The organism is Hoeflea marina, from assembly GCF_003182275.1.
GTDB lineage: Bacteria > Pseudomonadota > Alphaproteobacteria > Rhizobiales > Rhizobiaceae > Hoeflea > Hoeflea marina.
Map to the genome: position 1 here is coordinate 142,175 of NZ_QGTR01000002.1, position 24,993 is coordinate 167,167.

General features: G+C 64.6%; 24 protein-coding genes. 5 read left to right on the top strand and 19 right to left on the bottom strand.

Going from position 1 to position 24,993, the window contains the following annotated elements:
* Positions 1-150: 150 nt before the first annotated feature.
* Entirely contained in the window at positions 151-1,293 is a 1,143-nt protein-coding gene (locus DFR52_RS07110; protein WP_110031271.1) for a helix-turn-helix transcriptional regulator, read from the bottom strand.
* The gene (locus tag DFR52_RS24680; RefSeq protein ID WP_210205792.1) at positions 1,290-1,556 is read right to left on the bottom strand and encodes a hypothetical protein; all 267 of its coding nucleotides are present in this window, start codon (positions 1,554-1,556) and stop codon (positions 1,290-1,292) included. Before DFR52_RS24680 ends, DFR52_RS07110 begins: the two co-directional genes overlap by 4 nt.
* Positions 1,557-1,740: 184 nt before the next feature.
* On the opposite strand from DFR52_RS24680, the gene DFR52_RS24430 reads away from it, so the two are divergent.
* Positions 1,741-2,181, top strand: a complete 441-nt coding sequence (locus DFR52_RS24430) for a CHAT domain-containing protein (RefSeq protein ID WP_158284880.1) — start codon at positions 1,741-1,743, stop codon at positions 2,179-2,181.
* Between the two features lie 155 nt (positions 2,182-2,336).
* Here DFR52_RS24430 and DFR52_RS07120 read toward each other — a convergent pair whose 3' ends face one another.
* The 13 genes from DFR52_RS07120 to DFR52_RS07180 all read right to left on the bottom strand — a co-directional run bounded on the left by DFR52_RS07120 (position 2,337) and on the right by DFR52_RS07180 (position 13,713).
* A complete protein-coding gene (locus DFR52_RS07120; RefSeq protein WP_170132230.1) occupies positions 2,337-3,311 on the bottom strand; it encodes a dipeptidase in 975 nt (324 codons plus the stop codon).
* 16 nt (positions 3,312-3,327) lie between these two features.
* Positions 3,328-4,041, bottom strand: a complete 714-nt coding sequence (locus tag DFR52_RS07125; protein ID WP_110031273.1) for an ABC transporter ATP-binding protein — start codon at positions 4,039-4,041, stop codon at positions 3,328-3,330.
* A complete protein-coding gene (locus DFR52_RS07130) occupies positions 4,034-4,798 on the bottom strand; it encodes an ABC transporter ATP-binding protein (protein ID WP_110031274.1) in 765 nt (254 codons plus the stop codon). Before DFR52_RS07130 ends, DFR52_RS07125 begins: the two co-directional genes overlap by 8 nt.
* 5 nt (positions 4,799-4,803) lie before the next feature.
* Positions 4,804-5,772 carry a branched-chain amino acid ABC transporter permease gene (locus DFR52_RS07135; protein WP_210205793.1) on the bottom strand — a complete coding sequence of 323 codons (969 nt, stop codon included), beginning with the start codon at positions 5,770-5,772 and terminating at the stop codon, positions 4,804-4,806.
* A gap of 10 nt (positions 5,773-5,782) precedes the next feature.
* Positions 5,783-6,652, bottom strand: coding sequence for a branched-chain amino acid ABC transporter permease (locus DFR52_RS07140; RefSeq protein WP_110031276.1), 870 nt, complete (start codon positions 6,650-6,652; stop codon positions 5,783-5,785).
* An 88-nt stretch (positions 6,653-6,740) separates the two neighbouring features.
* Positions 6,741-7,919, bottom strand: coding sequence for an ABC transporter substrate-binding protein (locus tag DFR52_RS07145; RefSeq protein ID WP_110031277.1), 1,179 nt, complete (start codon positions 7,917-7,919; stop codon positions 6,741-6,743).
* 53 nt (positions 7,920-7,972) lie between these two features.
* The gene (locus DFR52_RS07150; RefSeq protein ID WP_210205794.1) at positions 7,973-8,545 is read right to left on the bottom strand and encodes a TetR/AcrR family transcriptional regulator; all 573 of its coding nucleotides are present in this window, start codon (positions 8,543-8,545) and stop codon (positions 7,973-7,975) included.
* A 239-nt stretch (positions 8,546-8,784) separates the two neighbouring features.
* The gene (locus DFR52_RS07155; protein WP_110031279.1) at positions 8,785-9,732 is read right to left on the bottom strand and encodes a PDR/VanB family oxidoreductase; all 948 of its coding nucleotides are present in this window, start codon (positions 9,730-9,732) and stop codon (positions 8,785-8,787) included.
* 3 nt (positions 9,733-9,735) lie between these two features.
* Complete coding sequence (locus DFR52_RS07160) at positions 9,736-10,242, bottom strand: MOSC domain-containing protein (protein WP_170132252.1); 507 nt, start codon at positions 10,240-10,242, stop codon at positions 9,736-9,738.
* Between the two features lie 69 nt (positions 10,243-10,311).
* Positions 10,312-10,695: a RidA family protein gene (locus tag DFR52_RS07165; RefSeq protein WP_110031281.1), complete on the bottom strand. Its 384-nt coding sequence runs from the start codon at positions 10,693-10,695 to the stop codon at positions 10,312-10,314.
* Positions 10,696-10,743: 48 nt separating this feature from the next.
* On the bottom strand, positions 10,744-12,108 hold the full coding sequence (locus DFR52_RS07170) for a TRAP transporter large permease (RefSeq protein WP_110031282.1): 1,365 nt from the start codon (positions 12,106-12,108) through the stop codon (positions 10,744-10,746).
* Positions 12,105-12,656 (bottom strand): TRAP transporter small permease subunit, encoded by a 552-nt coding sequence (locus DFR52_RS07175; protein ID WP_110031283.1) that lies wholly within the window; start codon positions 12,654-12,656, stop codon positions 12,105-12,107. Before DFR52_RS07175 ends, DFR52_RS07170 begins: the two co-directional genes overlap by 4 nt.
* A gap of 4 nt (positions 12,657-12,660) precedes the next feature.
* Positions 12,661-13,713, bottom strand: a complete 1,053-nt coding sequence (locus DFR52_RS07180) for a TRAP transporter substrate-binding protein (RefSeq protein WP_110031284.1) — start codon at positions 13,711-13,713, stop codon at positions 12,661-12,663.
* Positions 13,714-14,008: 295 nt separating this feature from the next.
* Here DFR52_RS07180 and DFR52_RS07185 point away from each other — a divergent pair, with 295 nt between their 5' ends.
* On the top strand, positions 14,009-14,590 hold the full coding sequence (locus DFR52_RS07185) for a helix-turn-helix domain-containing protein (protein WP_110031285.1): 582 nt from the start codon (positions 14,009-14,011) through the stop codon (positions 14,588-14,590).
* A 246-nt stretch (positions 14,591-14,836) separates the two neighbouring features.
* Here DFR52_RS07185 and DFR52_RS07190 read toward each other — a convergent pair whose 3' ends face one another.
* Together DFR52_RS07190 and DFR52_RS07195 are read right to left on the bottom strand one after the other, a co-directional pair.
* Complete coding sequence (locus DFR52_RS07190; protein ID WP_110031286.1) at positions 14,837-17,959, bottom strand: efflux RND transporter permease subunit; 3,123 nt, start codon at positions 17,957-17,959, stop codon at positions 14,837-14,839.
* 16 nt (positions 17,960-17,975) lie between these two features.
* Positions 17,976-19,106, bottom strand: coding sequence for an efflux RND transporter periplasmic adaptor subunit (locus DFR52_RS07195; RefSeq protein ID WP_110031287.1), 1,131 nt, complete (start codon positions 19,104-19,106; stop codon positions 17,976-17,978).
* A gap of 195 nt (positions 19,107-19,301) precedes the next feature.
* Here DFR52_RS07195 and DFR52_RS07200 point away from each other — a divergent pair, with 195 nt between their 5' ends.
* The 3 genes from DFR52_RS07200 to DFR52_RS07210 all read left to right on the top strand — a co-directional run bounded on the left by DFR52_RS07200 (position 19,302) and on the right by DFR52_RS07210 (position 21,673).
* On the top strand, positions 19,302-19,895 hold the full coding sequence (locus DFR52_RS07200; RefSeq protein ID WP_158284881.1) for a TetR/AcrR family transcriptional regulator: 594 nt from the start codon (positions 19,302-19,304) through the stop codon (positions 19,893-19,895).
* Positions 19,896-20,174: 279 nt separating this feature from the next.
* Positions 20,175-21,212 (top strand): DNA topoisomerase IB, encoded by a 1,038-nt coding sequence (locus tag DFR52_RS07205; RefSeq protein WP_110031289.1) that lies wholly within the window; start codon positions 20,175-20,177, stop codon positions 21,210-21,212.
* A gap of 212 nt (positions 21,213-21,424) precedes the next feature.
* A complete protein-coding gene (locus tag DFR52_RS07210) occupies positions 21,425-21,673 on the top strand; it encodes a glycine zipper domain-containing protein (RefSeq protein ID WP_110031290.1) in 249 nt (82 codons plus the stop codon).
* Between the two features lie 243 nt (positions 21,674-21,916).
* Here the strand turns inward: DFR52_RS07210 and DFR52_RS07215 are convergent, their stop codons facing one another.
* Positions 21,917-23,860: a TRAP transporter large permease gene (locus tag DFR52_RS07215; protein ID WP_158284882.1), complete on the bottom strand. Its 1,944-nt coding sequence runs from the start codon at positions 23,858-23,860 to the stop codon at positions 21,917-21,919.
* A 64-nt stretch (positions 23,861-23,924) separates the two neighbouring features.
* Positions 23,925-24,941 (bottom strand): TRAP transporter substrate-binding protein, encoded by a 1,017-nt coding sequence (locus DFR52_RS07220; RefSeq protein ID WP_110031292.1) that lies wholly within the window; start codon positions 24,939-24,941, stop codon positions 23,925-23,927.
* Positions 24,942-24,993 lie beyond the last annotated feature (52 nt).

Here is a 24,993-nt window from a genome sequence, read left to right on the forward strand (position 1 = left end):
GTTTCCCGTCGCGGCTCCCGGCATCATGGCCCGGGACCGGCCCGGTTCCGCCGGTGTCGCGGGCGGTCTGCCGTGTCTGAAATCATGCGCACTGGCGGCGCGCTGGACCATTCCCCAACTGGGGAATTCGGGGTCCACGCCGGGCGCCGGTCAGTCCTGCGCTGCTCGCCGTGATTGAACCGCGGGCCTGTGCCGCATCAGGCGGTAGCGCTCGAAGGCCTGGAAGATCTTCTTCTGGCTGTTGAGTTCGGTCTTGCGCATGGCCGATTTGAGCTGTTTCTGCACGGTGTCGAGGCGGACGCCTCGCGCCTCGGCTATGGCGCCGAGCGGCCGCGACGAAAGCACCGCCTGCAGCACCTCGGCCTCGGCGCGGCTGATCTCGTAGGCGCGGCCGAAATCCATCACCTCGTCGATGCCGGGATCGGCAGCGAAGCCGAGTTCGAGGATGGTGACGGTGCGGTGGCCGTCATGGCGGCGCTGCCCCGGGATCCGTGAGAACAGGTCCTGGCACTGCAGCAGATAGGTGACGCCCTTGGCGTGATGGCGCAGCACCAGGCTGCCGCCCTCGCCGGATGTAACCCGGCGGGCGATAAACCGGGTCAGCGATTCCGCCTGGGCCGGGTCGGCACAGGACAGCGCGCCGTTGGAAAGCAGGAGGAAGCGCTCCTTGAGCAGTTCGCCGAAGGCGGCGTTGCCATCGAGAACCCGGTTGTTGGCAATGATCGCCACGGCCGCATTGAGCATGTCGAGCGACTGCCGCGCCAGGTCGCCGGCGAGGCCGAGATCGAGATGCCTGCGGGTGAGCTTGATCGCGGTGAAGACGTGGCGCGACAGCAGTTCCAGGAACCGGCGCTGCCGGGCATCGAAATCATGAGACGGACCGAGCGTCGACACGCCGAACCAGCCGATGCAGCCGTCATGGCTCAGATTGGCGCCGCTGATGTTGTAGATCTCCTGCCGAAGCAGATACTCCTGGTGGATCGGACTGACGCGCGCCTCCTCGCGGCTGACATAGCTGCGCTCGTCAATATAGACGCCGGGCTGGTGCGCCATGACCCGCGGCACCCGGAAATCGATCGGGGCGTAGTCGGCCAGATATTCCGTGGCGAAGTCCGGGTTGCCGCGCGCCAGCAGGCTGACATAGTCGCGTCCGGTTTCCAGCGAGCTCAGCATCAGATGGATCGGGCCGGCGCCGAGATGGTCACCGATGGCCGCGGCGGTGTCTGACCAGCTCTCCGGCTCCAGAGCCGATTCGTAGACCATCCGGATGAGACGGTCGGTCCCGTCCATCATCCTGCCTCCGCACGAAGCCGACCGTGCCCGGCGGCACCGCGCGACACCCGCCTGCCGGCGATGCCCCCGGATCGGCCTGCAGCGCCATGGACGCCCGGCAGCACGCCCCGGCGCGCCTCGCCCCCCGTCTGACGGGACACGCCCCCGGGCAGCTGCGCGGTGATGTCGTGACGGACACTGGTGCGGTGGATATCGGGAGCCTTGATGGGAAGCGCGGCGGAGATGCCTGCAAGCTGCATCGGCGCCCGTCTGGCAATCAACATGCATCCCCTGTTGCGATGGTCTCGGCGATCCGAAAGTTCCTCGCGGGCCTGGTGGCCGCGCGAGCTCGTGCAGGTGCCCCATTCTTTCCGAGCATTAGAGCCTTGTCAATTGTCGCGGGACGGCCGACGGCCCGCGCCTGCGCCGCCAGCATCGTCTTCCGCGCGGATACTCCCCAGATGGGGTATGGCCACGGCGACTGGCCTTGCTAGGAATGTCGGGGTCCCGCTGGCGAAGGTCGGCGAGTTCTATGCCGCCAATGGCGCGGTCTCGGCCCTTCCGCCGCAGGTGCTGGTGAGCAGGCGACCGGAGACCAGTGACCTGGGCAGCGGCGCCTGGCTGATCCGCGATCACGCGATCACCGTCATGCCGACGGTGTCCGGCCTCAGCATGCTGCGCACGCAGGCAGCCGGCGCGCGCGCGCTGCTGGTCTCCCACTGGGTGGTCGACGACGCCGCCACGGCGGCGCTGATGTCGCGCCTGTTCGGCGCCGCCGCCCGACCCGGCACGCGGCCGAGCCAGGCGCTGCAGCTTTCCATGCTGTCGCTCATCGATGATCCGGACAACCCCGACTGGAAGGACCCCGCCTACTGGGCGCCCTTCGTGCTGGTCGGCGAACCGCTGTAGGGGCGGGGGGAGCAATGCTGAGGCGAGATTCCAAGCTTGATGGGAAAAGCGACATCACTGGCTGGCGCCGCCGCTTAAGGGAGGCGCCAGAAGTGCAGATCCTCTCAGAGCCTGTAAAAGTGTGATGGTCGCGGCTTGTTGCCGGCCCGCCGCACTCACAGAACCTGATCGAGCAGGCCCAGCCAGTTTTCGCCCATGATTTTGCGGATCTTGCTGTCGGTCCAGCCGGCGCGCTGCATGGCAGCCGTGAGGTTGGGGTAGTCGGATATTGATTTCAGACCATCGGGGAAATCGACCTTCCAGAACTCGGTCAGTTGTCTGCCGTCACCCTTGTCCCGGTTGAGATACTCGAAAAAGGGCGTGCCGTAGCCCATGGTGAAATCGGTGCCAAAGCCGGTTGAATCTTCGCCGACGATATTGATGATATAGTCGATGGCCTCGACATAGTCGTCGACCGTGGAATCATTGCCGCGCCGCAGGAACGGCGGGAACATGGTGACCCCGACGAAGCCGCCGTGTTCGGCGATAAAGCGCAACTGCTCGTCGGACTTGTTGCGCGGATGCTGCTTGAGACCGCTCGGCAGACAATGGCTGTAGGCCACAGGCTTCTTGGAGGCGAGGATGACGTCCCGCGAGGTCTGCGGTCCGACATGGCTGAGATCGCAGAGCATCCCGACCCGGTTCATTTCTGCGACCACGTCATGCCCGAAATCCGACAATCCGCTGTCGCGGCTCTCATAGCACCCAGAACCAACGAGGTTCTGGGTGTTGTAGGTCATCTGCACGATGCCCACGCCCTGCTCCTTGAACAACTCGATGAATTCGAGCCGGTCCTCGAAGGCGGTCGTGTTCTGGAACCCGAGCAGGATGGCGGTCTTGTTCTCGGTCTTGGCCCGCCGGATGTCGTCGGCGGTGCGAGCCTTCAGCAGGCGGTCGGGATATTTCGCAAATGCCCGGTTCCACTCAGCGATGTTGAGCATCGTGTCGCGGAAGTTTTCCCAAACCGAACAGGTGCAGTTGGCGCCGGTCAGGCCGCCGCTCCGCATGGCGTCGAAGACCTCTTCGCTCCATTTGGAAATGATCAGGCCGTCGAAGACGATGAGTTCGTCGTGCAGTGTTGCCACGCTCATGGGATATTCCTTTGTCTTAGAGATAGATGTTGCGCACGATCGCTTCGTGATCACCGGCCATGGCCGCGACATCGCCGCCGTCAACCGCCTGACCGTCGCGCAGAACGATGAAGCGGTCTGCAGCGCGGAAGGCCAGATTGAGGTTCTGCTCGACCATCAGCAGCGTCACCCCTTCAGCCTTCAGTATGTCGATGATCTGCGCGATTTCCTCGCACAGTTGCGGCGAGAGCCCGCCAGAAGGCTCATCGAGCAGCAGCAGCAGTGGATCCGACATCAGCGCGCGGCCGATGGCGACCATTTGCTGTTCGCCACCCGAAAGGGTTCGTGTGGGCTGCTTTCTGCGGTCGGCCAGCCGCGGGAAACGCTGGTAAGTGGTGGCGAGCGACTGGGCGGCCGTCGACGAGCCGCGGCGCATCGCGCCGAGACGCAGATTGTCCTCGACCGTGAGGTCTGGGAACAGGTCGCGTGCTTGCGATACCTGAGCGACGCCGTGGGCGAAGATTCGGTGCGGATCAAGGCCCGCGAGTTCGGTGCCCATCAGTTTCACTGAGCCCGACGTGGGTTTGATGAAGCCACAAATAGCATTCAAGGAGGTTGATTTTCCCGACCCGTTGGCGCCCAGAAGCGTCAGGCATTCGCCACGACGCACATCATAGCTGGCGCCGCGCAGGATGGCTTTCTTGCCATAGCTGACATTGAGATCAGAGATCGAAAGAAGAATGTCATGCATGACCGAGATAGGCCTCCAGAACCGTCTTGTCGTTGCGAATTTCTGCCGGGGTGCCCTCGGCGATCCGCATTCCGGCAGCCATGACCAGGATACGGTCGGCCGCCGCCATCACCAGCTCGACTGCGTGCTCGATAAGCAGGATGCCGACACCGTTTTCCCCTGAAAGGCGCTTGATGATCTCCATCATCTGAGCGCGCGCGATGGGTGAAAGTCCCACCGCCGGCTCGTCGAGGAGCAGCAAGGGCGGTTCGCTCGCCACCGTGCGGATGATCTCGACGATGCGCTGCTGGCCACCGGAAAGCTCGCTGGCCGGAATGTCTGCCATCTGATCCATCTTCATGAGCTTGAGCAGGCGCCTTGCTTTTGCCGCTGCGTCGCGTTCGGCCTGGCGAGCCTGGCGGAGGCCGAACAGGATCTGGATGAAGTTCCCCTCTGTCTGCATGTGGAGTCCCGTCATGACGTTCTCCAGCACCGTCAGGGCCGGGAACAATCCGCCGTTCTGGAAGGTTCGCCGTAGTCCCCGGGCGGAGATGCTGTGCGGCGAACTGTGCGCGATTTCCGCGCCATTGAGCCGCACCGACCCATGGGTGGGCCTGACATAGCCGGAGATCGCATTGAAGAGCGTCGTTTTGCCGGCGCCGTTCGGACCAATGACGGCGCGAACTTGCCCAGCCTCCAGGGAAAATGACACATCATCAAGCGCCTTCAGGCCGGAGAAATGAACCCCGAGATGGTCTACCGTGAGGAGAGATGTCATGGGGTTCAGTCCCTGTGATGGGTTTCGTGAAAGATCGGCGAGACACGCCGCAAAAGGCTGGCCAGGCCCTTGGGCATGACAAGCAGAACGACCATGACGATTACGCCGAAGAAGATCTCCTCCATGCCTGGAAAGGCGCGGACATATTCGGGCAGCGCCGTCAACGCCACGGCTCCGAGCACCGCGCCTATCACCGAGCCGAGCCCTCCGACCAGCACCATGGCGAAGTTGATTATGAGCTGTGTCAGGCCGAAGGATTCAGGAAACACCCGCCCGGTGTGCAGCGCGAACATGGCGCCGGCGATTCCGACGACGAAACCGGACCAGACGAACGCTGTGACGATGATGCGTGACGTGGCAATGCCAAGCGATGCGGTTGCGATCTCGTTTTCACGGACCGCGACGATTGCCCGGCCCAGCCGCGAACGCAGCAGATTTACCGTGCCCGCCACCAGCAGCGTGGTCAGCAGCAAGAAGATGTAGAACTGCACCGTATCGGAATTGAGCTGCAGTCCAAAAATGTCGCCGCGATCGAGCGCCAGCCCGTCGGTGCCACCGGTGAGGGCGCCGGCATGCGTGTAGAACCAGCGCATCAACTCGCCGAACGCCAGCGTGACGATTGCCAGATAGTACAGTCTGATGCCGCGCAGGGCTGCTGCCGAGGCCAGAAATCCTCCGGCCGCCCCCGCCAGGCCCGCGAGGGGAACGGTCAGGAGCCAGGGAAGTCCAAGGGCATTTCCCGCCATGGCCGAGGCGTATGCCCCGATACCGAAAAAGGCGGTGTTGGCGAACGCAAGTTGCCCGAGATTTCCAATCACCACAGAAAAGCCGAGCGTGACCAGCGTATAGATCAGCATGGCATTGATAATGAATTGCGTATACGGGTTTGTCGCCAGCGGAATGGCGAGCGCCAGGATCGGCAGCAGCCAGAAGATCCAGCGCGGTGCAGTTCGGGATTCGGCCGGAGTGTGCATGGTCATTTCCTCAGACCTTGATCACGACTTTGCGGCCGAAAAGGCCGCGGGGCCGGATCAGCAGCACGAGGATGATTAGGAGATAGGCGGTGATATCGATGAGGGCCGTGTTCAGATAGGCCCCCGCATACTGCTCAGCGAGCCCGAGCAGAAGTCCGCCGATCACCGAGCCACCGAGCGAGCCGAAGCCGCCGAGCGTCATGGCCGCGAATCCCTTGATCAGAAAACTGGCGCCTAGATCGGGGTGGAGAAACGATACCGGAGCGATGAGCACGCCGCCGACCGCGCCGAGAGCGGCGCCGGTCCCCCAGCTGAAATCGTGGAAGCGACTGACGTCGATGCCGATGAGCCGCGCGCCGCGTTCGGATTGATAGACCGCCTGCACCATTTTACCGATATCGGTCAGATGCAGGAGGATGAAGAAGGCGGCAAGCAGCACGGCGACGATGCCGATGGTGAATATGGCATCGCCGGTGATGATGATGCTGCCAACGAAGATTGGATCAACATCGAACACCCTGGGCATCGGCAGGACTTCACGGCCCCACACCAGGCGGGCGATACCGCGCAAGGCGAAGCCGAAGGAAATGCTCATCAGCGCCAGTCCGATATGAGGTCCGCCGCGGATGGGCCGTATGAGCCCGCGGCTGAAGACAATGCCGATGGCGAACATGGCCGCGATGGCGAGGAGGCCTGCGGGCAGGAAGGCGAAGCCGAGACCGATCACCAGTATATAGGCGAGGAAGGCCCCTGCCATGACAAAGTCGCCGTGACCAAAGCTGACAATGGTCGTCGAGCGGTAGATCACCGTGAGCGACAGCGCGATGAGCGCATAGATGGCGCCTTGGGATATGCCGGCGATGGAAAGCTGCATAAGCATGGAGATGCCTTTCTGGTGCTGCTCTGCTGGTGCGCTGTAGACATCGGGCGGAATGCGTGCCGCCCGATGCTTGATCTGCTGATCCGGCTTACTGGTACGGCGTCTGCCAGGCCTCGAGGACGGTCGGCTTGCCATCGACGAAGCCGGCGACGGCTGATCCCTGCACACCGCGGCGTTCGTCGGCGGACCATGTGATCGGTGACGAGAGGATGCCGGTGTCCAGATCCTTGATCGCGTCGAGCGCCGCGATCAGCTTGGCCCGGTCTAGATCGGGGCCGATGGACTTGAGTGCTTCGACAAGCGCAACCCCGGAGCCGATGGCGATGTAGGAGAAATTGGTCAATTCCTCGTCGGGATAGTACTTGTGGATCATGTCGGCCCACTTCTTCATGCGGGGACCGTCGAGATTGTCGACATAGGGATGGACCACGAAGTAGTTCTTCACGGTGTCGAGGTCGCCCACTCGTTTGAGCGTGTTCTCGAGATCGGTTCCGGCAGTGCCCATGACGGGTGTGTCCAGTCCGTATTTCTTCATGTCTCGCAGGAAGATCGCCGTTTCAGCCTCGTAGAGCGCGCCGATGATGAAATCGGGCTTGGCCTGCTTGAGCTTCAGCACCTGGGCCGTTGCGTCCGTCTGGCCGCGTTCCATGACCAGTTCCAGAACGGGCTCTATGCCTTGCTGCTTCAGATAGGCCCGGGCGGGGTTCGAATAGGAATGAGCCCAGTCGTTGGAATGCTCGATGATCGCTACGTTCCTGGTGTCCGGCCTCGACAGAACAAATGCGGCCATCGCGTTGCCGTTTGCCTCTCCGGTTGGAACGCCATGGAAGATGTTGGCGCTGGGCGGGGTCGAGATGGTATCACTCACCGCATGCGCGACGATCCAGGGCAGGCCGGCATCGACGACTTCCGGCTTGATCGCCACGGCGGCGCCGGAGCATGAATTGCCCTGCAGCATGAACACCTTGTCCTGGTGGATGAGCTTCTTGGCCGCCGCGATCGCCTTGGCCGGGTCGCAGGCCGTGTCTTCCTGGATGGCGACGAGCTTGCGGCCATGAATTCCACCCTCGTCGTTGATCATCTGGTAGTAGGCCATCAGGCCAATCTCGGCCTTGCTGTAGGAAGAGGCGTTGCCGCTGAACGGGCCCATCACGCCGATACTGATGCTGTCGTCGGTGATGCCCGTGGTCTCGTCGGCGAAAGCCGGATTGACGGCCAGGAGTGCCAGTACGGCAGCGAGGCCAAATTGCTTAGCGCGAGAGTTCATGTGGTTCTCCTTCTGGGTTAAGATAAAAACCGTCTGACTTGTTTGTATGTTAATCAGCCTGGACTTTCGGTGATCGGCGTCACATGGGAATGCAGGATTGCCTTTATCGCCTGCAGCATCTCCTCATAGTAGGGGGTCTCACGGCGCAAAACCGCCTGCACAGCCATTCCGCGAAGCACGTTCATCACAAGGTTCATTGCGACCCGGGACGACAGCTTCTCGGGTTCCTTTGCAATGAAAGTGGCATCCCACGCGGTCTCGAAGCGGGAGTGCAGATTGAGGATGAGGGGAGCCAGGCGCTGCCGCAGCCCTTGATCGCCACGGGCGGCAACGATGATCTCGAGCGAGGCGTAGAACCATGTCCCAGAGATCATTTCGGCCCAAAGTCTGTCGATGAACTGGCCGAGATCGTATTCGCCGTCACGCAGGCCCGTTGCCAGCTTCTCGATGTCGTTTGCGAAGCCCTCGAACATGGTCTCGGTCGCAGCGACAATTAGGTCCTGCTTGCCCGGATAATGGTGTGTCTGAGCGCCTCGCGACACGCCGGCGCGCTTGACGATGTGCTGGGTTCCGGTGTTTGCGTAGCCAACTTCCAACAGGGAGTCGATCGTTGCTTCGTGCAGCAATCTCTTGGTTTCGGCGCTGCGCTCATCCTGTGTCCGTCTTCGCGTCGTCACTTTCGCCGGCCCTCAAACTAACATACAGATCAGTATGTATCTGCAATTTGAACTGTCAAGCGGTTCTCGCAAGCGGACATGATTTTTCTGCTTTCATTCGGCGCAACTCCATTTTCTGCCTTTTTGATAGGCAAACATCTCGCCTTTGATGGTGCGTTTGCCGCCATCGGCGAGGCTTGGCTCACGCGTCACAGGTCGAGGATGATCGTGCCCTTGCCGCGGGAGACGCAGGTCATCAGCCGGGTGGCGCGGTCGTCGGGGCCGAGGACGACGTCGCGGTGGACCACCTCGCCTTCGAGATAGCCGCATTCGCAGGCGCCGCAAACGCCGATCTCGCACGAGGAGTCGGGCGCGATGCCGTTGTCGGCAAGCACCGACAGCAGGCTGCGCTCCGCCGGGACCTGGAGCCGGGCGCCGCTCGAGGCGATGACGGCCTCGAAGGGCTCGGGACGGAAGTCCGCGTCCTCGAGCGCGGTAAAGCGTTCGGCGTGAAAGCGCTCCGCCGGCCAGCCGAGCGCAAGGGCGGCCTGCTCGACCGCGTCGGTCAGCCGCCGGGGGCCGCAGACATAGAGCCGGGCTCCGGTCGCGGCCCCCAGCACCGCGATCGGGTCGAGGCGCCGGTCGTCTGCGGACAGCCAGGTCGTCAGCTCCGCGCCGCAGACCGCCTCGAGGTCGGCCAGCAGCGGCGCGTGCGCCTGGTCGCGGGCGCAGTAGTGAAGCCGGAACGCCGTTCCCCGGCGCTTGAGCGTCCGGGCCATCGCCGCGATCGGCGTGACCCCGATGCCGCCGGCAATCAGCAGGTGCGGGCCGGCCTGCGGATCAAGCCGGAAGTGGTTGCGCGGCGCCGAGACGGGCAGCTCCGTTCCCGCTCGCAGATGCTCGTGCAGCCATGTCGAGCCGCCTCGACCCAAATGCTCGCGCTTGACGGCGATCTGGTAGTGGCCGAGATCCTCCGGATCGCCGCAGAGCGAATACTGGCGAATGCCGCCGTGCGGAAGATGCACGTCGACATGCGCTCCGGCCGACCATGCCGGCAGGGAGGGGCGCCGCGGATGCTCGAGCCGCAGCCCCAGCACGTCGGGCGTCTCCGCACGCATGTCCGCCACGCGCAGCTTCATGACCAGCCGGTTGCCCATCGTCTAGTCCAGCATCTCGATGATGTCCCCCGGGCGGATGATGCCGCCGCGCTCGATGCCGCAGTTGAGCCCGGAGCGGTTGTAGAGCGGCAGGAAGACCGGCAGGTCGAGCAGGGTCTCGAGATACTTGCACGGAAAGTTGAGCCGCCCGCCGCGCAGGATCACCTCGCCGACCCGGAAGCGCCGGCCGACCAGGTGGTTGAGCGGCACCCCCCTGACCGTGAGGTTGCGGCGATGGTCGATCGGGTCGAGCCGGATCGGCCCCGCCTGCAGCGGCGGATCGTTGCGCGCGAGCGCATCGAGCGCTTCCTGTTCGATGAGCGTGATCTCGCGCACGTCCGGCCGGGTCGAATAGGTTCCGCTCCCCAGAAAATAGCGGTCGCCCTCGATTCCGCGGCCGGGCACGCAGACCGCCTCGTCGAGCTCCTCCATCTCGTAGCTTGCCTGCGGGGCGATGTGGATATGCAGCAGCACGCCGGTCCAGTCCCGCGCGCCGCCCTCGGTCTTCATCGCCGCCTCGGCCGCCGGATGGCTGAAGGCTTCGGTCATGTCGGGTTTTTCATTCGCCATGGTCGTCCCTCAGTTCACGCGCGCCGCGACGGCTTCGATTTCCACCAGCGCGTCCTTGGGAAGCCGCGCCACCTCGATGGCGGAGCGGGCGGGCGGGTCGGTCTCGAAGGCGGCGGCATAGACGGTGTTCATCGCGCCGAAATCATCCATGTTCTTGAGAAACACGGTGGTCTTCAGCACGCTCTGCATCGAGGCGCCGGCGGCTTCGAGCACGGTCCGGAGATTGTCGAGTGACGCCCGGGTCTGGGCGGTGATGCCCTCGGCGAGGAGGCCGGTCGCCGGGTCGATCGGCAGCTGGCCGGATACGAAGACCAGATCCTTGTAGGCGATGGCCGGCGACAGCGGCACATTCGGCACGGTGACGCTCGGTGGCGCGATGACGGTCTTTAGCATGGAAGGCAGTCCTTTCAGGGTTGGTTCGAGAGGGGAATTCGGTGATCCTCAGTAGCCCAGGTAACCCGGCAGCCAGAGCACCACGGCAGGAAAGACCAGGCACAGCACCAGTCCCGCCAGTTGCAGCAGCGTGAATGGAATGACGCCGCGATAGATGTCGCCGAGGGACAGGTAGCCCTGTCCCGCCTGGCGAAGGTAGAACAGCGCCGGGCCGAAGGGCGGCGTGAGGTAGGATGTCTGCAGGTTGACCGCGACGCCGATGGCGAACCACAGCAGGATCTTCTCGGTCGGAACGGCATCGCCGAAGTCGAGCGCCATCACGATGGGTCGGAACACCGGCAGGATGATCAGCGTGATTTCCAGCCAGTCGAAGAAGAATCCGAGCAGGAAGATGATCACCATCAGCAGCGTGAGCAGCATCCAGTCGTGCAGGTCGAGCAGGTCGATCAGATGGATGATGGCGTCGTCGCCGCCCAGCTCGCGGAAGACGTAGGAAAACAGCGTCGCCCCGCAGAAGATGCCGAAGATCATGGCATTGGTCAGCGCCGTGCCGCGGACGACCTCCCTGAGCAGCGGCAGGCTGAAGGTCCGGTTGAAGACGGCCAGCAGCGTTGCGCCGAAGGCGCCGACGCCGGCGGCCTCGGTGGGGGTGGCAAAGCCGCCGATGATCGAGCCGAGCACGAAGACCACCAGCACCGTGGGCGGCAGGAAGCCGCGCAGCAGCAGGCCGGCGAAGCTGTCGCCGGTGTCCGTGTCGCCGTCTTCGTATTTCGGCATGCGCTGCGGGCTGATGATCGCCACGACGACGATGTAGACGATGTACAATCCCGACAGGAGAAGACCCGGGATGACCGCGCCGGCGAAAAGATCTCCCACCGGAATGGCCAGCAGGTCGCCCATGATGACCAGCATGATCGAGGGCGGGATGAGGATGCCGAGCGTTCCGGAGGCGGAGATCACCCCGGCGGCGATTCTCCTGTCATAGCCGCGGTCCATCATCACCGGAAGCGACAGCAGCGCCAGCATGACAACCGAAGCGCCGACGATGCCGGTGGTCGCCGCCATGATCGTGCCCATGATGATCACCGACAGGGCCAGTCCGCCCGGAACGCGGCGCAGCAGCAGCGACAGGATTTCCAGCAGGTGGCGGGCGACGCCGCTTTTCTCGAGCATGATCCCCATGAAGATGAACATGGGAATGGCGACAAGGACGAGGTTTTCGGCGATCGACCCCCAGATGCGGCTGACGATCAGGAACAGCTGCATGGGATGGAACATGTCGAGCATCCCGCCCAGCAGCGCGAAGATCAGCCCTACGCCGGCAAGGCAGAACGCCACCGGGAAGCCCGAAAACAGGATGAAGACCAGCAGAGCCAGCATCGTCAGAGGCAGGACCGTGTCGAAAGTGCTCATAGTCCTGTCTCCTGGTGGCGGACATGCGGATCATCGGGATGCTTGCCGCCGAGCAGCACGGCGATGGAGTCGGCAATGGCGCCGATGGCCGCCGCAAGCAGGGTGGCAAAGCCGGCAAGCAGCATGGACTTGATGATCCAGCGGTGCGGCAGTCCGGTCTGGGAGGCCGATCCCTCGTCAAGCAGGAAGGAGCGCTCGACGAAGTTGTAGCCGTAGTGGAGCACGATGACGCAGAACGGGACGAGAAACAGCGCCGCGCCGACAATCTCGATCACGGCGGCGAGCTTCGGCCCGAAGCGTGCCTGCAGCACGTCGATGCGGACATGCTCGCCCTCGACATAGGCGTATCCGAGCGACAGCAGAAACAGAGCGGCATGGAAATGCCACTCCAGATCTTGGAGTTTCGTCGAGCCAAGCACGATGAAACGGCGGCTGACCACATCGATGACGACGGTCAGGACAAGCAGCACGACGAGCCATGCTGCCGCCTGACCGATGGAACGAGCGACCGCCTTGAAGAACCGGGCAGAAGCGAGAAGAGTGATCATCAGCCTACTTCAGGTAGCCGAGTTCGCGCCAGGTCGCATATTCGGACCTGAATTCCGAGAAGCTCGCATAGGCGCGCGCGAAGTCGGGATCGGCGGCCGATTGTTCGGCGAACACCTCGTCGACCGCGCCATGCAGCTTTTCGAGATCCTCGTCGGACCAGCGGTGCAGTTCGACGCCCTTTTCCTGCAGTTCCTTGAGGGCGGGGACCTGGATCGCCTCTCCCTCGGCAATGCCGTAGCGGACATTGTCGCCGCAGACGGCTTCGATCTGGGCCTGCTGGGTTTCGGTGAGCGCGTCCCATTTCTCCTTGTTGATCATCAGGTCGAAGAAGGTCGACTGCTGATGCCAGCCGGGAAAATAGTAATGCTTGGCGATCTGCCAGAAGCCCATCTTCAGGTCGATTGCCGGCTGGACGAATTCGAGGCCATCGATGACGCCGCGGTCGAGCGCGGGATAGACGTCGGGAGCTGCCAGAAGCTGTGCCGAGACGCCGAATTTCTCCAGCGCCTTGGCGCCGAGGCCGAAGAAGCGCAGCTTCAGTCCGGCAAGATCGTCGACGCTGCTGATTTCCTTGCGGAACCAGCCCGATCCTTCCGGCGCCAGCATGCCGCACATCACCGAATGAATGCCGTGGCGGGCGTAGATCTCGTCGAAAATCTCCTTCCCGCCGCCGAAATAGAACCAGGCCATGTATTCCGGCGACGGCGGGCCGAAGGGGAGGGCGCCGAAGACCTGCAGCGCCGGCACCTTGCCGCCCCAGAAGCCGGGCGTGGAGAAGGCGGCGTCGATGGCACCCACCGAGACGGCGTCGAAGGCTTCGAGCGGCGGCACCAGCGCATTCGGTTCGTAGAAGCGTATTTCCAGGCTGCCGCCGGAGACCTTGGCGATCTGCTCCTCGATGCGTTTGCCCAGCGTGCCCAATTGCGGCAGCGAGCTGGAGAAGGTGCCAGCCATCTTCCACTTCACGGTCGGTTCGTCGGCGGAGGCCGAAGACAGCGAGGCGATGGTTGCCAGGAGCGCGGCGGTGGAGACGCGCAGGATGTTGACCAGTTTCATGAAGCCGTTCCCTTGTGTTGTTTGCTTGGTTTTTAGACAACGTTGCCCAAAAGACAATCAATTGTCATCCGCCATGGGCCTTTGAACGGGTGACAATTGAAGCCATGCAAGGGCTGTGCCAGAACGGCGCGACTTCAGCCGATGGACGAATCGGCACTCGTTGCCTATAAGGCATCATGCAACGGCGGCATCGCATGTGGCGCACGGTGCCGATGTGAGCCCGCGGCGGGTGCATCCGCAGGGCCGGACTGAACGAAAGTGCCGCGCGCTGGCGCAGCGGAGGAGAACGCAGACGATGGCGCAACGCGAACCTGCCCATAAGCTGAACCTGCCCACGGGCGTGAGTCTGGGGCGGGCCATCCGCGGCCTGCGCATGGAAAAGGCGCTGTCGCTGTCCCAGCTGGCGCTGGCGGCGTCGATCGACAAGGGCTACCTGTCCCGGGTCGAGCGCGGCCTGAAGGTGCCTTCGGTGGCGATCATCCTGCGGATCTCGACGGTTCTCGAAGTCTCCGCGGCGCAGCTGTTCGGGGCGGCGGAAAACCACGAGCTGCTGTTCGTCACCCGCGCCGACGATCGCGGCGACCTGGTCGCCGAGGACCGCAACTATCACATGCGGCTGCTCACGCAGAGCGACGGCAGTTCCGGGCTCGAAGTCTTCCTGATGATCCCCCCCAGCGAATTGCGCGATGAGCCCGAGGCGGAGCATCGCGGCGAGGAACTGCTCTTTGTGCTCGAGGGCCAGGTGGAGATCAGCTTTCCCGACGACAATCTGGTGCTCAACAAGGGAGACTCGGTCCAGTTCCCCGGACCGCTCCGCCACCAGGTCAGGCGGCTCGTCGAGAACAGCTGCGTGCTCATCGCCGTGAGCGGCCCCTGATGCATGTCGCCCGAAAGTGTGCAGCGGTTTCGGGGTCACGACATGCATAATTAAAAACAGCTAAAGCACATCGCGTGAATCCGAATTCCCGCGATGTGCTTAGGGCTTCCCGGGAAGCGAACCCTGTCTCGTCTCAGCAGCGCTGTGGCGATGCCTCCCGCGGAAGCGGAATACCGGACCATGCCGCAAGCCATGGGCATGCGGTGCGGCCACCGGTCCTGACGGCAGCGGCGCTCACCTGTCCGGTCAGATCGCGGCTTGGGTTTCGGCCGCTTCCGGCTTTGCCCTGCGCCGCCGCGTGACCAGCACGAAGAACAGCGGCACGAACAGGACGCCGAGAATGGTGCCCGAGATCGTCCCGCCGAGCACGCTGGTGCCGATGGCGTTGCGACCGCCTGAGCCGGCGCCGGTGCTGATGACCAGCGGCAGCACGCCGAGGGAAAAAGCCATCGAGGTCATGATGATCGGGCGGAAGCGCTGCCGCGCCGCCTCGCGGACCGCCTCGAACAGGGGTTCCCCGGCCTCGAAACGGTCGCGCGCGAACTCCACGATCAGGATGGCGTTCTTGCCGGTGAGCCCGACCACGGTGAGCAGGCCCACCTGGAAGAACACGCCGTTCTGGTAGCCGCCGAACAGCGTCCACAGCAGCGCGCCGAGAATGCCGACCGGCATGGCGAGCATGACGGCGAAGGGAATCGACCAGCTTTCGTAGAGAGCCGCCAGGCAGAGGAACACCGCCGCAAGCGACAGAGCGTAGAGCAGCGGCGCCTGATTGCCCGATTCGCGCTCTTCCAGCGACAGGCCGGTCCACGACACCCCGTAGCCGGGCAACTGGGACGCCAGCTGCTCGATTTCCGTCATCGCCTCGCCGGTGGTGACACCCGCCGCCGGCGTTCCCTGGACCTGCATGGCATTGACCGCGTTGTAGCGGTTGAGGCCCTGCGGGCCGAAGGCCCAGTTGCCTTCGGCGAAGTTGGCGAAGGGGACCAGTCCGCCGCTGGAGTTGCGCACCTTCCATTTCGAGATGTCGGAGGGCAGGGAGCGGGAATCGGGCTCGCCCTGGATGTAGACGCGCTTGATGCGGTCGCGATCGATGAAGTCGTTCACGTAGGTGCCGGCCCAGGCAACCTGCAGCAGCTGGGCTACATCGGTGGCGGCGACGCCCATCGCGCCGGCGGCGCGCCAGTCGATGTCGAGATGATACTGGGCGGCATCCTCGAGGCCGGAGGGGCGGGCCGAGCCGATCAGCGGACTCTGTGCCGCCATGCCGAGCAGCTGGTTTCGCGCCGCCAGCAGCTCCTCGTGCGACTGGCCGTTGCGGGCCTCGAGGTAGAAGTCGAAACCGCTCATGATGCCGAGTTCGGGAACCGACGGCGGCACGATCGGGAAGGCCATGGCGTCCCTGATGCCCATGAAGGCGGGAAAGGCGCGGCCGGCGATCGCCTGGGCGCTCTGGCCCGGAGACTGGCGCTCCGACCAGTCCTTGAGCCGCACGAAGGCGAAGCCCATGTTCTGGCCCTGGCCGGAGAAGGAGAATCCGACCACGCCGAAGACCGATTCCACGTTGTCCTTTTCGTTGACCATGAAGTGGTCCTCGACCTGCTTGAGGACCTTCTGCGTGCGCTCGGCGGTGGCGCCGGTGGGCGCCTGGATGAGGGCGAGCAGGATGCCCTGGTCTTCATCGGGCAGGAAGGCGGTCGGCGTCTGGACAAAGCTCCACACCATCAGGCCCACCAGCGCCAGGTAGAGGACGCCGACACGGAAGGGACGGCGAACGATCCAGCCGACGCTGCTGCCGTAGCCGCCGCTGAGGCGGTCGAAGCCGCGGTTGAACCAGCCGGCCGGGCCCCGCCTGGCGTGATGGCCCGCCTTTGACGTCAGCAGCGTGGCGCAGAGCGCCGGCGTCAGCGTCAGCGCGACGAGGACGGAGAGCCCCATCGCCGAGACGATGGTGATCGAGAACTGCTGGTAGATGACGCCGGTCGAGCCGCCGAAGAAGGCCATCGGCACGAACACCGCCGACAGCACCAGGGCGATGCCGATCAGGGCGCCGGTGATCTGGTCCATGGACTTGCGCGTGGCCTCGAGCGGACTGAGCCCCTCTTCCTCCATGATCCGCTCGACATTTTCCACCACCACGATGGCGTCGTCGACCAGCAGCCCGATGGCGAGCACCATGGCGAGCATGGTCAGCGTGTTGATGGAGAAACCCGCCGCGGCGAGAATCCCGAACGTGCCCAGCAGAACCACCGGAACGGCGAGCGTCGGAATCAGCGTCGCACGGAAATTCTGCAGGAAGACCAGCATGACGAGGAAGACGAGCGCGATGGCTTCTGCGAGCGTCTTGACCACTTCCTCGATCGAGATTTCCACGAAGGGCGTGGTGTCGTAGGGCACGACGTAGGACACGCCGTCCGGAAAGAAGGCCGATGCCTCCTCGATCTTCGCCTTGACCAGCTCGGCCGTGTCGATCGCATTGGCGCCCGTCGCCAGACGGATGGCCATGCCGGTGGACGGCTTGCCGTCGTAGCGTGCGATGGTGGAATAGTCCTGCGCGCCGATCTCGACGCGTGCGACGTCCTTGAGCAGGACAAGCCCGCCGTCGGTGGCGGCGCGGACGACGATGCCCTCGAAGTCCTCCGGTGTCGTCAGCAGCGATTGCGCGGTGATGGTGGCGTTGAGCTGCTGCCCCTCGACCGACGGCAGGGTGCCGAAGGCGCCGGCGGAAATCTGCGCGTTCTCGGCCGACACGGCGCTCACCACATCGGCCGGCGCCAGGCCGAAGGCGGCAAGCTTGACCGGGTCGAGCCAGATGCGCATGGCGTATTTGGCGCCGAACACCTGCACCTCGCCCACGCCTTCCAGACGGCTGAATTCATCGACCAGATTGGTGTTGAGATAGTCGGACAGGTCGGTCTGGTCGAGCGCGCCGTCGTCGGAAATCAGCGCGATGACCATCAGGAAACTGGCCGACGATTTCTGCACCGTCACGCCCTGGCGCTGAACCGTTTCCGGCAGCAGCGAGGTTGCCTGCGACAGCTTGTTCTGCACCTGGACCTGGGCGATGTCCGGATCCGTCCCTGTCTCGAAGGTAAGCGTGATGGACGCCGTGCCCGCCGATGTCGAGCTCGACGAGAAGTAGCGCAAGCCGTCAAGCCCGGTCAGCCGCTGCTCGATGACCTGCGTCACCGTGTTGGCGATGGTCTGGGCCGAGGCGCCCGGGTAGCTCGCCGAGATCGAGATCGTCGGCGGTGCGATCTGCGGGTACTGGGCGATCGGCAGTGTCATGATGGACAGCACGCCGGCGCCCATGATGATGATCGCGATCACCCATGCGAAGATCGGCCTGTCGATAAAAAAGCGTGCCATCTCAATCTCCGCGGGGTCAGTTCTTGGCCGGCTGGTCGGCGCGTTCGTCCGCGGCGACCTTGGCGCCGACGGCAATCTTCTGAAGGCCTTCGACGATCACCCTGTCCCCGGCCTTGACGCCGTCCGAGACGATCCAGTCGGAACCGCGGTCGGAGACGACCGTCAGGGTCCGCTGCTCGACGACGTTGTCGGCGGTCACCACCATGGCGATCGGGTTGCCGCGGCGGTCGCGCGATACGCCCTCCTGCGGCACGAGCACCGCATTCTCGATGACGCCCTGCGGCATCTCGACCTGCACATACATGCCGGGGAGGAGCATTTCATCGGGATTGGCGAACTGCAGGCGGAGCGTCACCACGCCGGTTTCCTCGTCCACATGCGGTTCCGCGGCGGTCAGTTCGCCGGTCTGGTCGTAGGCCGTTCGGTCGGCGAGCGTCAGCGCGACCCTGGTGTCGACATTCGCGCCGGCGGCCTTGGGACCCATGCGCTTCCAGCGCACCAGATCGGCCGCCGACTGGGCGACGTCGACATAGACCGGGTCGAGCTTGCGGATGACCGCCAGCGGACTGGTCTGGCCGGAAATGACGAGCGCGCCCTGGGTGGTGAGCGAAAAGCCGATCGTGCCCGAGATCTGGGCGCGGATGGTGGTCCGGTCGAGGTCGATGTTGGATGCAAGCAGTTGCGCATCGGCCACCTGCAAGGCGGCATCCGCCGTGTCGCGGGTGGTAATGGCGGTATCGAGGGCCTGCTCGCTGGCGACATTGCTGTTGCGCAGCGTCTGCATGCGCTTGAGTTCGCGGTCGGCCGAATCGCGGCTGACCTTTGCCTGGTTGACGGCGGCGGCGGCCGCCACGACCTGCGCCTTGTAGGTCGCCGGATCGATCCGGTAGAGGACATCGCCCTCCTTGACCGTCGAGCCTTCCTCGAACAACCTCTCGATGATGATGCCGTTGACCTGGGGGCGCACCTCGGCGACACCGGAGGCGACGACGCGTCCCGGAAGCGTGGAGGTCACGGTGACGCTCTCCGCCTTCACCGTGACGACCGTGACGGGGGTCGGCGGGCGCTCCTGCTGCTGGGCAAGGACGGCGGGTGAACCCAGGGCGATCACCAGGGACATCAGGGCGGTGCAAGGCGCTAGCCTCATCGGGTATCTCCGTGAATTCGGGAGTGGCGTCTTGGCGAACACGCACACAGCGGCTAATATGGAAACCAATCGGTTTTATAATCGTTTTCTTGCATTGCGCAAGCGCCTTGCTGCAACTGCGAACACCGGAGGATGGAGGAGTTGCCAAAATGTTGCAATCCCCAGCGTGGACCCGGCAGGCCACGGCAGCTGGATGTGACGGAACGCGAGGCGATCATCACCGACGCCGCGCAGAGCGTGATCGTGGCCCAGGGCCTGGCAGGTGCCTCCATGGCCGCGATCGCGCAGGAGGCGGGCATGTCCAAGCGCACGCTGTACGAGGTCTTCGAGAGCCGTGCGGCGCTCTTCGCCTCCCTGGTCCGGCGCATCCGCGACACGGTCACGCGCCCGCTGACCGTCGCGGAGCTCGACCTGCCGCTCGCCGCGCGCCTGCGCCTGCTGTTGACGCCGACGGGGGAGAAGTTCTTCGATCCTCTGCCGCTGGCGGTGCTGCGCGCCGTCATTGCCGAGGCGGAAAGGCAGCCGGAACTGGTGCGCGAATTCATGCAGGAGGGACCCTATGCGCTCCGCGACATGGTGCGCGTGGAACTCGACCGCTCGGTCGCCCGCGGCGAGATCCGCATCTCCGACACGGTGGCGGCCGCCTGCTTGCTGGCCGACATGGCCCATGAGAGCGTGCTCGATCACCTCCTGGTTCCTCAGCCGGCATGCGGTCGCCAGGCGGCCTATGACCGGCGGCTCGACCTTGCCATACGCGTCTTTCTCGGTGGCATAGGCGAAGTCGAATAGACCACGGCACCGGTCGATCGCCCGACTGTCCTCTCCGGGCGGCGGTCGCTGGATCCGTGCGCATGGACGACTGCTGTTGCTTTGTCCGGTCAGTCCCGTTGCTTTCAAGCTGCGGGCAAGCTGCGGGCAAGCTGCGGGCGATGCCGCGCCTGCCGGCTCCCGCGGCGCTCTGACCGGCGATCCTGCCGGATGGTCCAGCCATCGGCGCGGCCCCGGGAACCAACGGTTGCGCCGGGCGTTTTGCCGGGGCCCGGGAAGGGCCGGAGACAGCAGCGCGTCATGCAAGCCGAACTGAAGTATGTCAGCGACACGGAACCGGGAATCCGACGCCTGCGGAGGGGCAGGGGCCATTGCTTTGTGCTGCCGGACGGCCAGCTTCTGAAGGACGAAAGGCTCCGCAGCAGGATCAGGGCTCTGGGGATACCGCCGGCCTACCAGGAGGTCTGGATCTGCCTGGACGAGAACGGGCACATCCAGGCGACGGGCGTTGATGCGCGCGGGCGCAAGCAGTATCGCTACCACCCCGAATGGGAGGCCGCGCGGAGCAGGCACAAATTCGCGCAGCTGCCGGGGTTCGGTGCCGCGCTGCCGCGCATTCGACGGCAGATACGGCGGGATCTCGAGACGGAATTGCCGGCGGAGAACGCCATTCTGGCGGCGATGCTGGCGCTCATCGATGAGGCTCATATCCGCGTCGGCAGCAAGATCTATGTCAAGCAGAACCGCACCTATGGTGCGGCGACGCTGCTCAAACGGCATGTCGATCTTGGCGAGGCAGGAAGCATCCGTGTCCGCTTTCCCGCCAAGGGCGGCAGACGGGACGAATATCTGGTCGAGAGCAGGCTGCTGCACGATGCGCTGGACGGGATCGCCGATCTCGACGGCCGTGAACTGTTCTCGTGGCGTGGCGAAGACGGGCAAAAGCACGAAATCGATTCGGGCCGGCTCAACCGGTATCTCGGCCGGATTTCCGGCGGCGATTTCACCGCCAAGACGTTCCGGACCTGGGCCGGCAGCCTGGCTGCCTTTCGTCAGGCACGGCAGGCGGCCGGGCAGGAACGGCGACCCACCATCAAGGAAATGTGCGAAGCAGCCGCGCGCGACCTCCACAACACGCCGGCCATCTGCCGGTCGAGCTATGTGCATCCCGCGGTGCTGGACCTGGCGGAGGATGTGTCGCCGCTCACATCGCTGCCGGCGCAGCCCGGAAGGCGCCGGGGACTGAAGGCGGAGGAGGGCCGCTTTCTCGCCTTCCTCGATGGCGGCCCGAGATCGCCCCGCCCAGAGAGTCGGCGAGGAGATGACGCGCGCGATTGAGCCTGCCTTCCACGGTGCCCGTTGCGCAGTCGCAGATGGCGGCTCGCCGCGGCAGCCTGGTCCCAACTGTCAGGCTGCGACCCGTCGCACGTTGAGAGCCGGTTCCGCCCGGAGTTGCTCCGCCAGCCACGGACGGCGGGCAGACGGACAGAATTTGCGGAACCCTGGCGGCTTTTCGCAGTTACACGGGTGTTCGAAGAGAGGAGAAGACGATGAAAAACCTTTTGCTGGCCGCAATCCTGGCCTCGCCCGCCGGCTGCACTGCGACCGAGCGCGGCGCCGCGATCGGCGGGGCCTCCGGTGCCGCGATCGGCGCCGCCGTCAGTGGTGATGTCGGAGGGGCCGTCGTGGGCGGTGCCGCCGGCGCTGTGGCGGGCGCCCTGATCGGAAATGCGCAGGAACCCGGGAAATGCTATTACCGGAACCGCTACGGGCAGCGCTACATCGCCAACTGCCCCTGATCGGGAAGACCTCTGAAAGCCGGCGGTCGCGGCACGCGGATGTGCCGCGACTGCTCGCCCTGCGGAGTGCTCGACCGACAGGCCAGCCCGCGGACCTGGGGTGTGCAGCGCGGCCACGGGATCCGAAGACGGGGTCTCCCGGCTGAACCACATCGCGTGAATTCGGATTCGCGCGATGTGCCTTAGCTCTTCGATTTGCATATGGTGGTCCCGAAACCGCTGCACCCTTTCGGGCGACATGCATTAGGTCAGCGAGGGCAGCCACAGGCAGATCTGGGGGAAGATGACGATGAGGGCGACGAGCAGGAGATAGGCGACCCAGAACGGCAGCACCCCCCGGAAGATGTCGTACATCGGCACGTCCCTGGCGATGGCGGCGATCGCGAACACATTGACGCCGATGGGCGGCGTGACCACCCCGAGTTCGACCATGATGACGACGAGCACCCCGAACCAGACCGGGTCGAAGCCGGCATTCATGGCGATGGGATAGAAGATCGGCACCGTCAGCACGAGCGCCGGCAGCGCGTTCATGAACATGCCGATGACGATGTAGAAGAGCAGGATCGCGGTGATGATCTGGTATTTGCCGAGATCGAGCCCGAGGACGAGATTGCCGAGCTGCTGGGTCAGGCCGCTGAGCGCGATGAACCGGCTGAAGGCGGCGGCGAACATGAAGATGATGATGATGCCCGCCGTCAGCCGCAGCGTCGCGGCGATGGTGGCGGCGAGCTTGCGCGCGTCGATCCGGCCCATGGCGAGCGCGATCAGGATCGCGCCGAAGACGCCGAGGCCCGCCGCCTCGTTCGGGGTGACGGCTCCCGAATAGATGCCGCCGAGCACGAGCAGCATGAGCAGCAGGATCGGCCAGGTGCCGAAGCTGGATCTGAACCGCTCGCTCCAGCTGCTCCGTTCGCCGCGGGGCGCAAGCGCCGGGTTGAGCGTTGCGCGCAAGGTGATCAGTCCGATCAGGATGACGGCGAAGAGCAGACCCGGAAGGACGCCGGCCATGAACAGCTTGCCGATCGAGACCTCGGTGATCATGCCGTAGACGATGAAGGCGAGGCTCGGCGGAATCATCACCCCGATGGTTGCCGCGCAGGCGACGGAGGCCGTGGCGAGCTTCATGTCGTATCCGTAGGCGCGCATTTCCGGCAGCGCGATCGATCCCATCGAGTAGACGCCGGACAGCGTGTCGCCCACGATCGAGGAGAGACCCGCGCAAGCCACCGTGCTCGCCGACGCCAGCCCGCCCGGCAGGTGTCCGATCCAGCGATAGGCCGCCCTATAGAGTTCCGCCGCAAAGCCCGAAGCCACCACGATCAGCCCCATCCATGTGAACAGCGGAACGACGCTCCATGTCTGGTCGCTGACCACGTCGATGGTCGTCGTGCCGAGGCTGGTCAGGCTGGCGCCCGAGGAGATCAGCAGGCTGATTCCGACCAGCGCCGTCAGCGCCATGGCCGCGGCGACGTGGACACCGAGGAAGATCAGGACGAAGCAGAGCGTGATCGAAAGCAGGCCGCGGGTGCTGCGGGAGAGTTCGAACGGCAGGGCATCCGGGTTGAAGCAGAGCGTGATGATCGCGGCGGTGGCGGCGACCCACAGGCCGAGCACGACGAGGGATCGCCAGTCCGCCTGGCGTGCGACCTGCGCCAGTCCGGTCATCAGATTGGCAAGCAGGGCAAGCGCGAACAGAAGCACAAAGATGGCCGCCGCCGCCACGAAGGGCCATTCGGGCAGGCCGAGAACGCCGGTGACGATGCCATTGCCCCACAGATAGCGCACCTGCTCGAAAATCTGGAATGCCGTCACGACCATCGCCGTGAAGGCCAGCAAAAGCCCGCCGACCACCGTGGGTGCCCGCACATGCTCCGGCATGGCGTTGAGCAGGAGGTCGACCTGGACGTGGTTGCGCTCGATCTCGACGACGCTGACCGTCGACAGCACGACGAGAACGGTGAGCAGCCCTGCGACCTCAAGCCCGCCGGGCACGACGGTCGAGAACAGGTTGCGCAACACCACGTCGGCCACCGTCAGGCCCATCAGCACGACGATGGCGGCTCCGCCGAGGAGGACCGCCGCCTTCCCGGGCCATGCCAGCGCATTGGCCAGTCCATTGCCGGCGGCATCGAGCCACTGGCATATCCGCTCGTTGACCGCTGCGGCCGGCATTGCATGCGTCACCTTGTGTCCTCTCATGTCCATCCGCGGGATGCCGGCCAGAGCCGGCGCATGCGCCGGCTCTGCGTCAGTTCCGGTCGTAGAGCGCCATCAGCCGCACGGCCTCGTCGAGGATCTTCTGGCCGGGCCATCCCCTGGCATCCGCCTTGGCGACCCATTCATCCCATTGCGGCCGCATCTTCGCCGCCAAATCCGTCTGGTCCGCTTCGCTGAGCGTGATGATGTTTTCGGCCGCGATGTCGGCTGTCGCAAGTGCTGCGCTGTCGGTGGTGTTGTAGAGGAAGTAGAGCGGCGTGATGTCCGCAAGATGATCCTTCTCGGTCTGCGTCAGCCGGTCGTAGGCGGTCTTGTTCATCACCGTCGAATAGGTGCCCGGATTGAGATTGAGCAGCGTGTGATAGGTCGAGACCTCGTTGAGCTTGAAATTGTTGACCCATCCCCAAGCCGACAGGATGCCGTCGATCGAGCCGCGCTGCATGCCGAGATAGGCATCCGAGCCCACCATCACCGAGGCGCTTGCACCGAGTTCCTCGAGCACCTTCACGCCGGCCGAATCCTGGGCGCCGAAGACCTTGCCCTTGATGTCGGCAAGCGTCCGGATCGGCTCCCGCGTGTGCAGGTGGGATCCCATGGCGACGAAGGTCGCCAGTTCCACCACATTGTCCCCTTCCGAGAACAGCTCGCCCATCACGGGGTATTCCTCGCGCAGGCGCCAGTAGACGGTGCTGGCGATGGTCTGGTTCTTCGACAGTCCCGGGAGGCTGAGCAGCTCCATTTGCGGGAACTTGCCCGGAAGAATGGGGTGCCAGACAAATCCGATGTCGAGCAGTCCCGCACCTGTCGCCTGCAGCCAGTCCTTGAACGGCGTCACCGAATTGGGCGGGAAGAACTCCACCTTGGCGCGTCCCCCGGTTATCGTTTCGATCTGCTTGGCGAACCGGCGGTCCATGTCGTTCCAGGCCGTTCCATCCGGGGATGCGAACTGCATCTTCAGTTCGAGAGTATCGGCCGCAAGCGACGTGGTCGCCGCGGCGCCGATCATGCCCGCGAGCGCCATGGCGCCCGCCAGAAGCAACTTCCGCATTTCAGTTTCCTCCCAATGATGTGCGGGGCGGGACCTGCCGCCGACAGACACA

Bases quoted from the DNA above. Each gene is read 5' to 3' on its own strand.
- DFR52_RS24680 (WP_210205792.1), bottom strand. From the start codon at position 1,556: ATGTTGATTGCCAGACGGGCGCCGATGCAGCTTGCAGGCATCTCCGCC.
- DFR52_RS07165 (WP_110031281.1), bottom strand. From the start codon at position 10,695: ATGCTAAAGACCGTCATCGCGCCACCGAGCGTCACCGTGCCGAATGTG.
- DFR52_RS07170 (WP_110031282.1), bottom strand. From the start codon at position 12,108: ATGAGCACTTTCGACACGGTCCTGCCTCTGACGATGCTGGCTCTGCTG.
- DFR52_RS07220 (WP_110031292.1), bottom strand. From the start codon at position 24,941: ATGCGGAAGTTGCTTCTGGCGGGCGCCATGGCGCTCGCGGGCATGATC.
- DFR52_RS07155 (WP_110031279.1), bottom strand. From the start codon at position 9,732: ATGGGCAACCGGCTGGTCATGAAGCTGCGCGTGGCGGACATGCGTGCG.
- DFR52_RS24430 (WP_158284880.1), top strand. From the start codon at position 1,741: ATGGCCACGGCGACTGGCCTTGCTAGGAATGTCGGGGTCCCGCTGGCG.
- DFR52_RS07145 (WP_110031277.1), bottom strand. From the start codon at position 7,919: ATGAACTCTCGCGCTAAGCAATTTGGCCTCGCTGCCGTACTGGCACTC.
- DFR52_RS07140 (WP_110031276.1), bottom strand. From the start codon at position 6,652: ATGCTTATGCAGCTTTCCATCGCCGGCATATCCCAAGGCGCCATCTAT.
- DFR52_RS07175 (WP_110031283.1), bottom strand. From the start codon at position 12,656: ATGATCACTCTTCTCGCTTCTGCCCGGTTCTTCAAGGCGGTCGCTCGT.
- DFR52_RS07160 (WP_170132252.1), bottom strand. From the start codon at position 10,242: ATGAAGACCGAGGGCGGCGCGCGGGACTGGACCGGCGTGCTGCTGCAT.
- DFR52_RS07120 (WP_170132230.1), bottom strand. From the start codon at position 3,311: ATGAGCGTGGCAACACTGCACGACGAACTCATCGTCTTCGACGGCCTG.
- DFR52_RS07135 (WP_210205793.1), bottom strand. From the start codon at position 5,772: ATGCACACTCCGGCCGAATCCCGAACTGCACCGCGCTGGATCTTCTGG.
- DFR52_RS07185 (WP_110031285.1), top strand. From the start codon at position 14,009: ATGGCGCAACGCGAACCTGCCCATAAGCTGAACCTGCCCACGGGCGTG.
- DFR52_RS07130 (WP_110031274.1), bottom strand. From the start codon at position 4,798: ATGACATCTCTCCTCACGGTAGACCATCTCGGGGTTCATTTCTCCGGC.
- DFR52_RS07180 (WP_110031284.1), bottom strand. From the start codon at position 13,713: ATGAAACTGGTCAACATCCTGCGCGTCTCCACCGCCGCGCTCCTGGCA.
- DFR52_RS07190 (WP_110031286.1), bottom strand. From the start codon at position 17,959: ATGGCACGCTTTTTTATCGACAGGCCGATCTTCGCATGGGTGATCGCG.
- DFR52_RS07110 (WP_110031271.1), bottom strand. From the start codon at position 1,293: ATGATGGACGGGACCGACCGTCTCATCCGGATGGTCTACGAATCGGCT.
- DFR52_RS07125 (WP_110031273.1), bottom strand. From the start codon at position 4,041: ATGCATGACATTCTTCTTTCGATCTCTGATCTCAATGTCAGCTATGGC.
- DFR52_RS07195 (WP_110031287.1), bottom strand. From the start codon at position 19,106: ATGAGGCTAGCGCCTTGCACCGCCCTGATGTCCCTGGTGATCGCCCTG.
- DFR52_RS07210 (WP_110031290.1), top strand. From the start codon at position 21,425: ATGAAAAACCTTTTGCTGGCCGCAATCCTGGCCTCGCCCGCCGGCTGC.
- DFR52_RS07205 (WP_110031289.1), top strand. From the start codon at position 20,175: ATGCAAGCCGAACTGAAGTATGTCAGCGACACGGAACCGGGAATCCGA.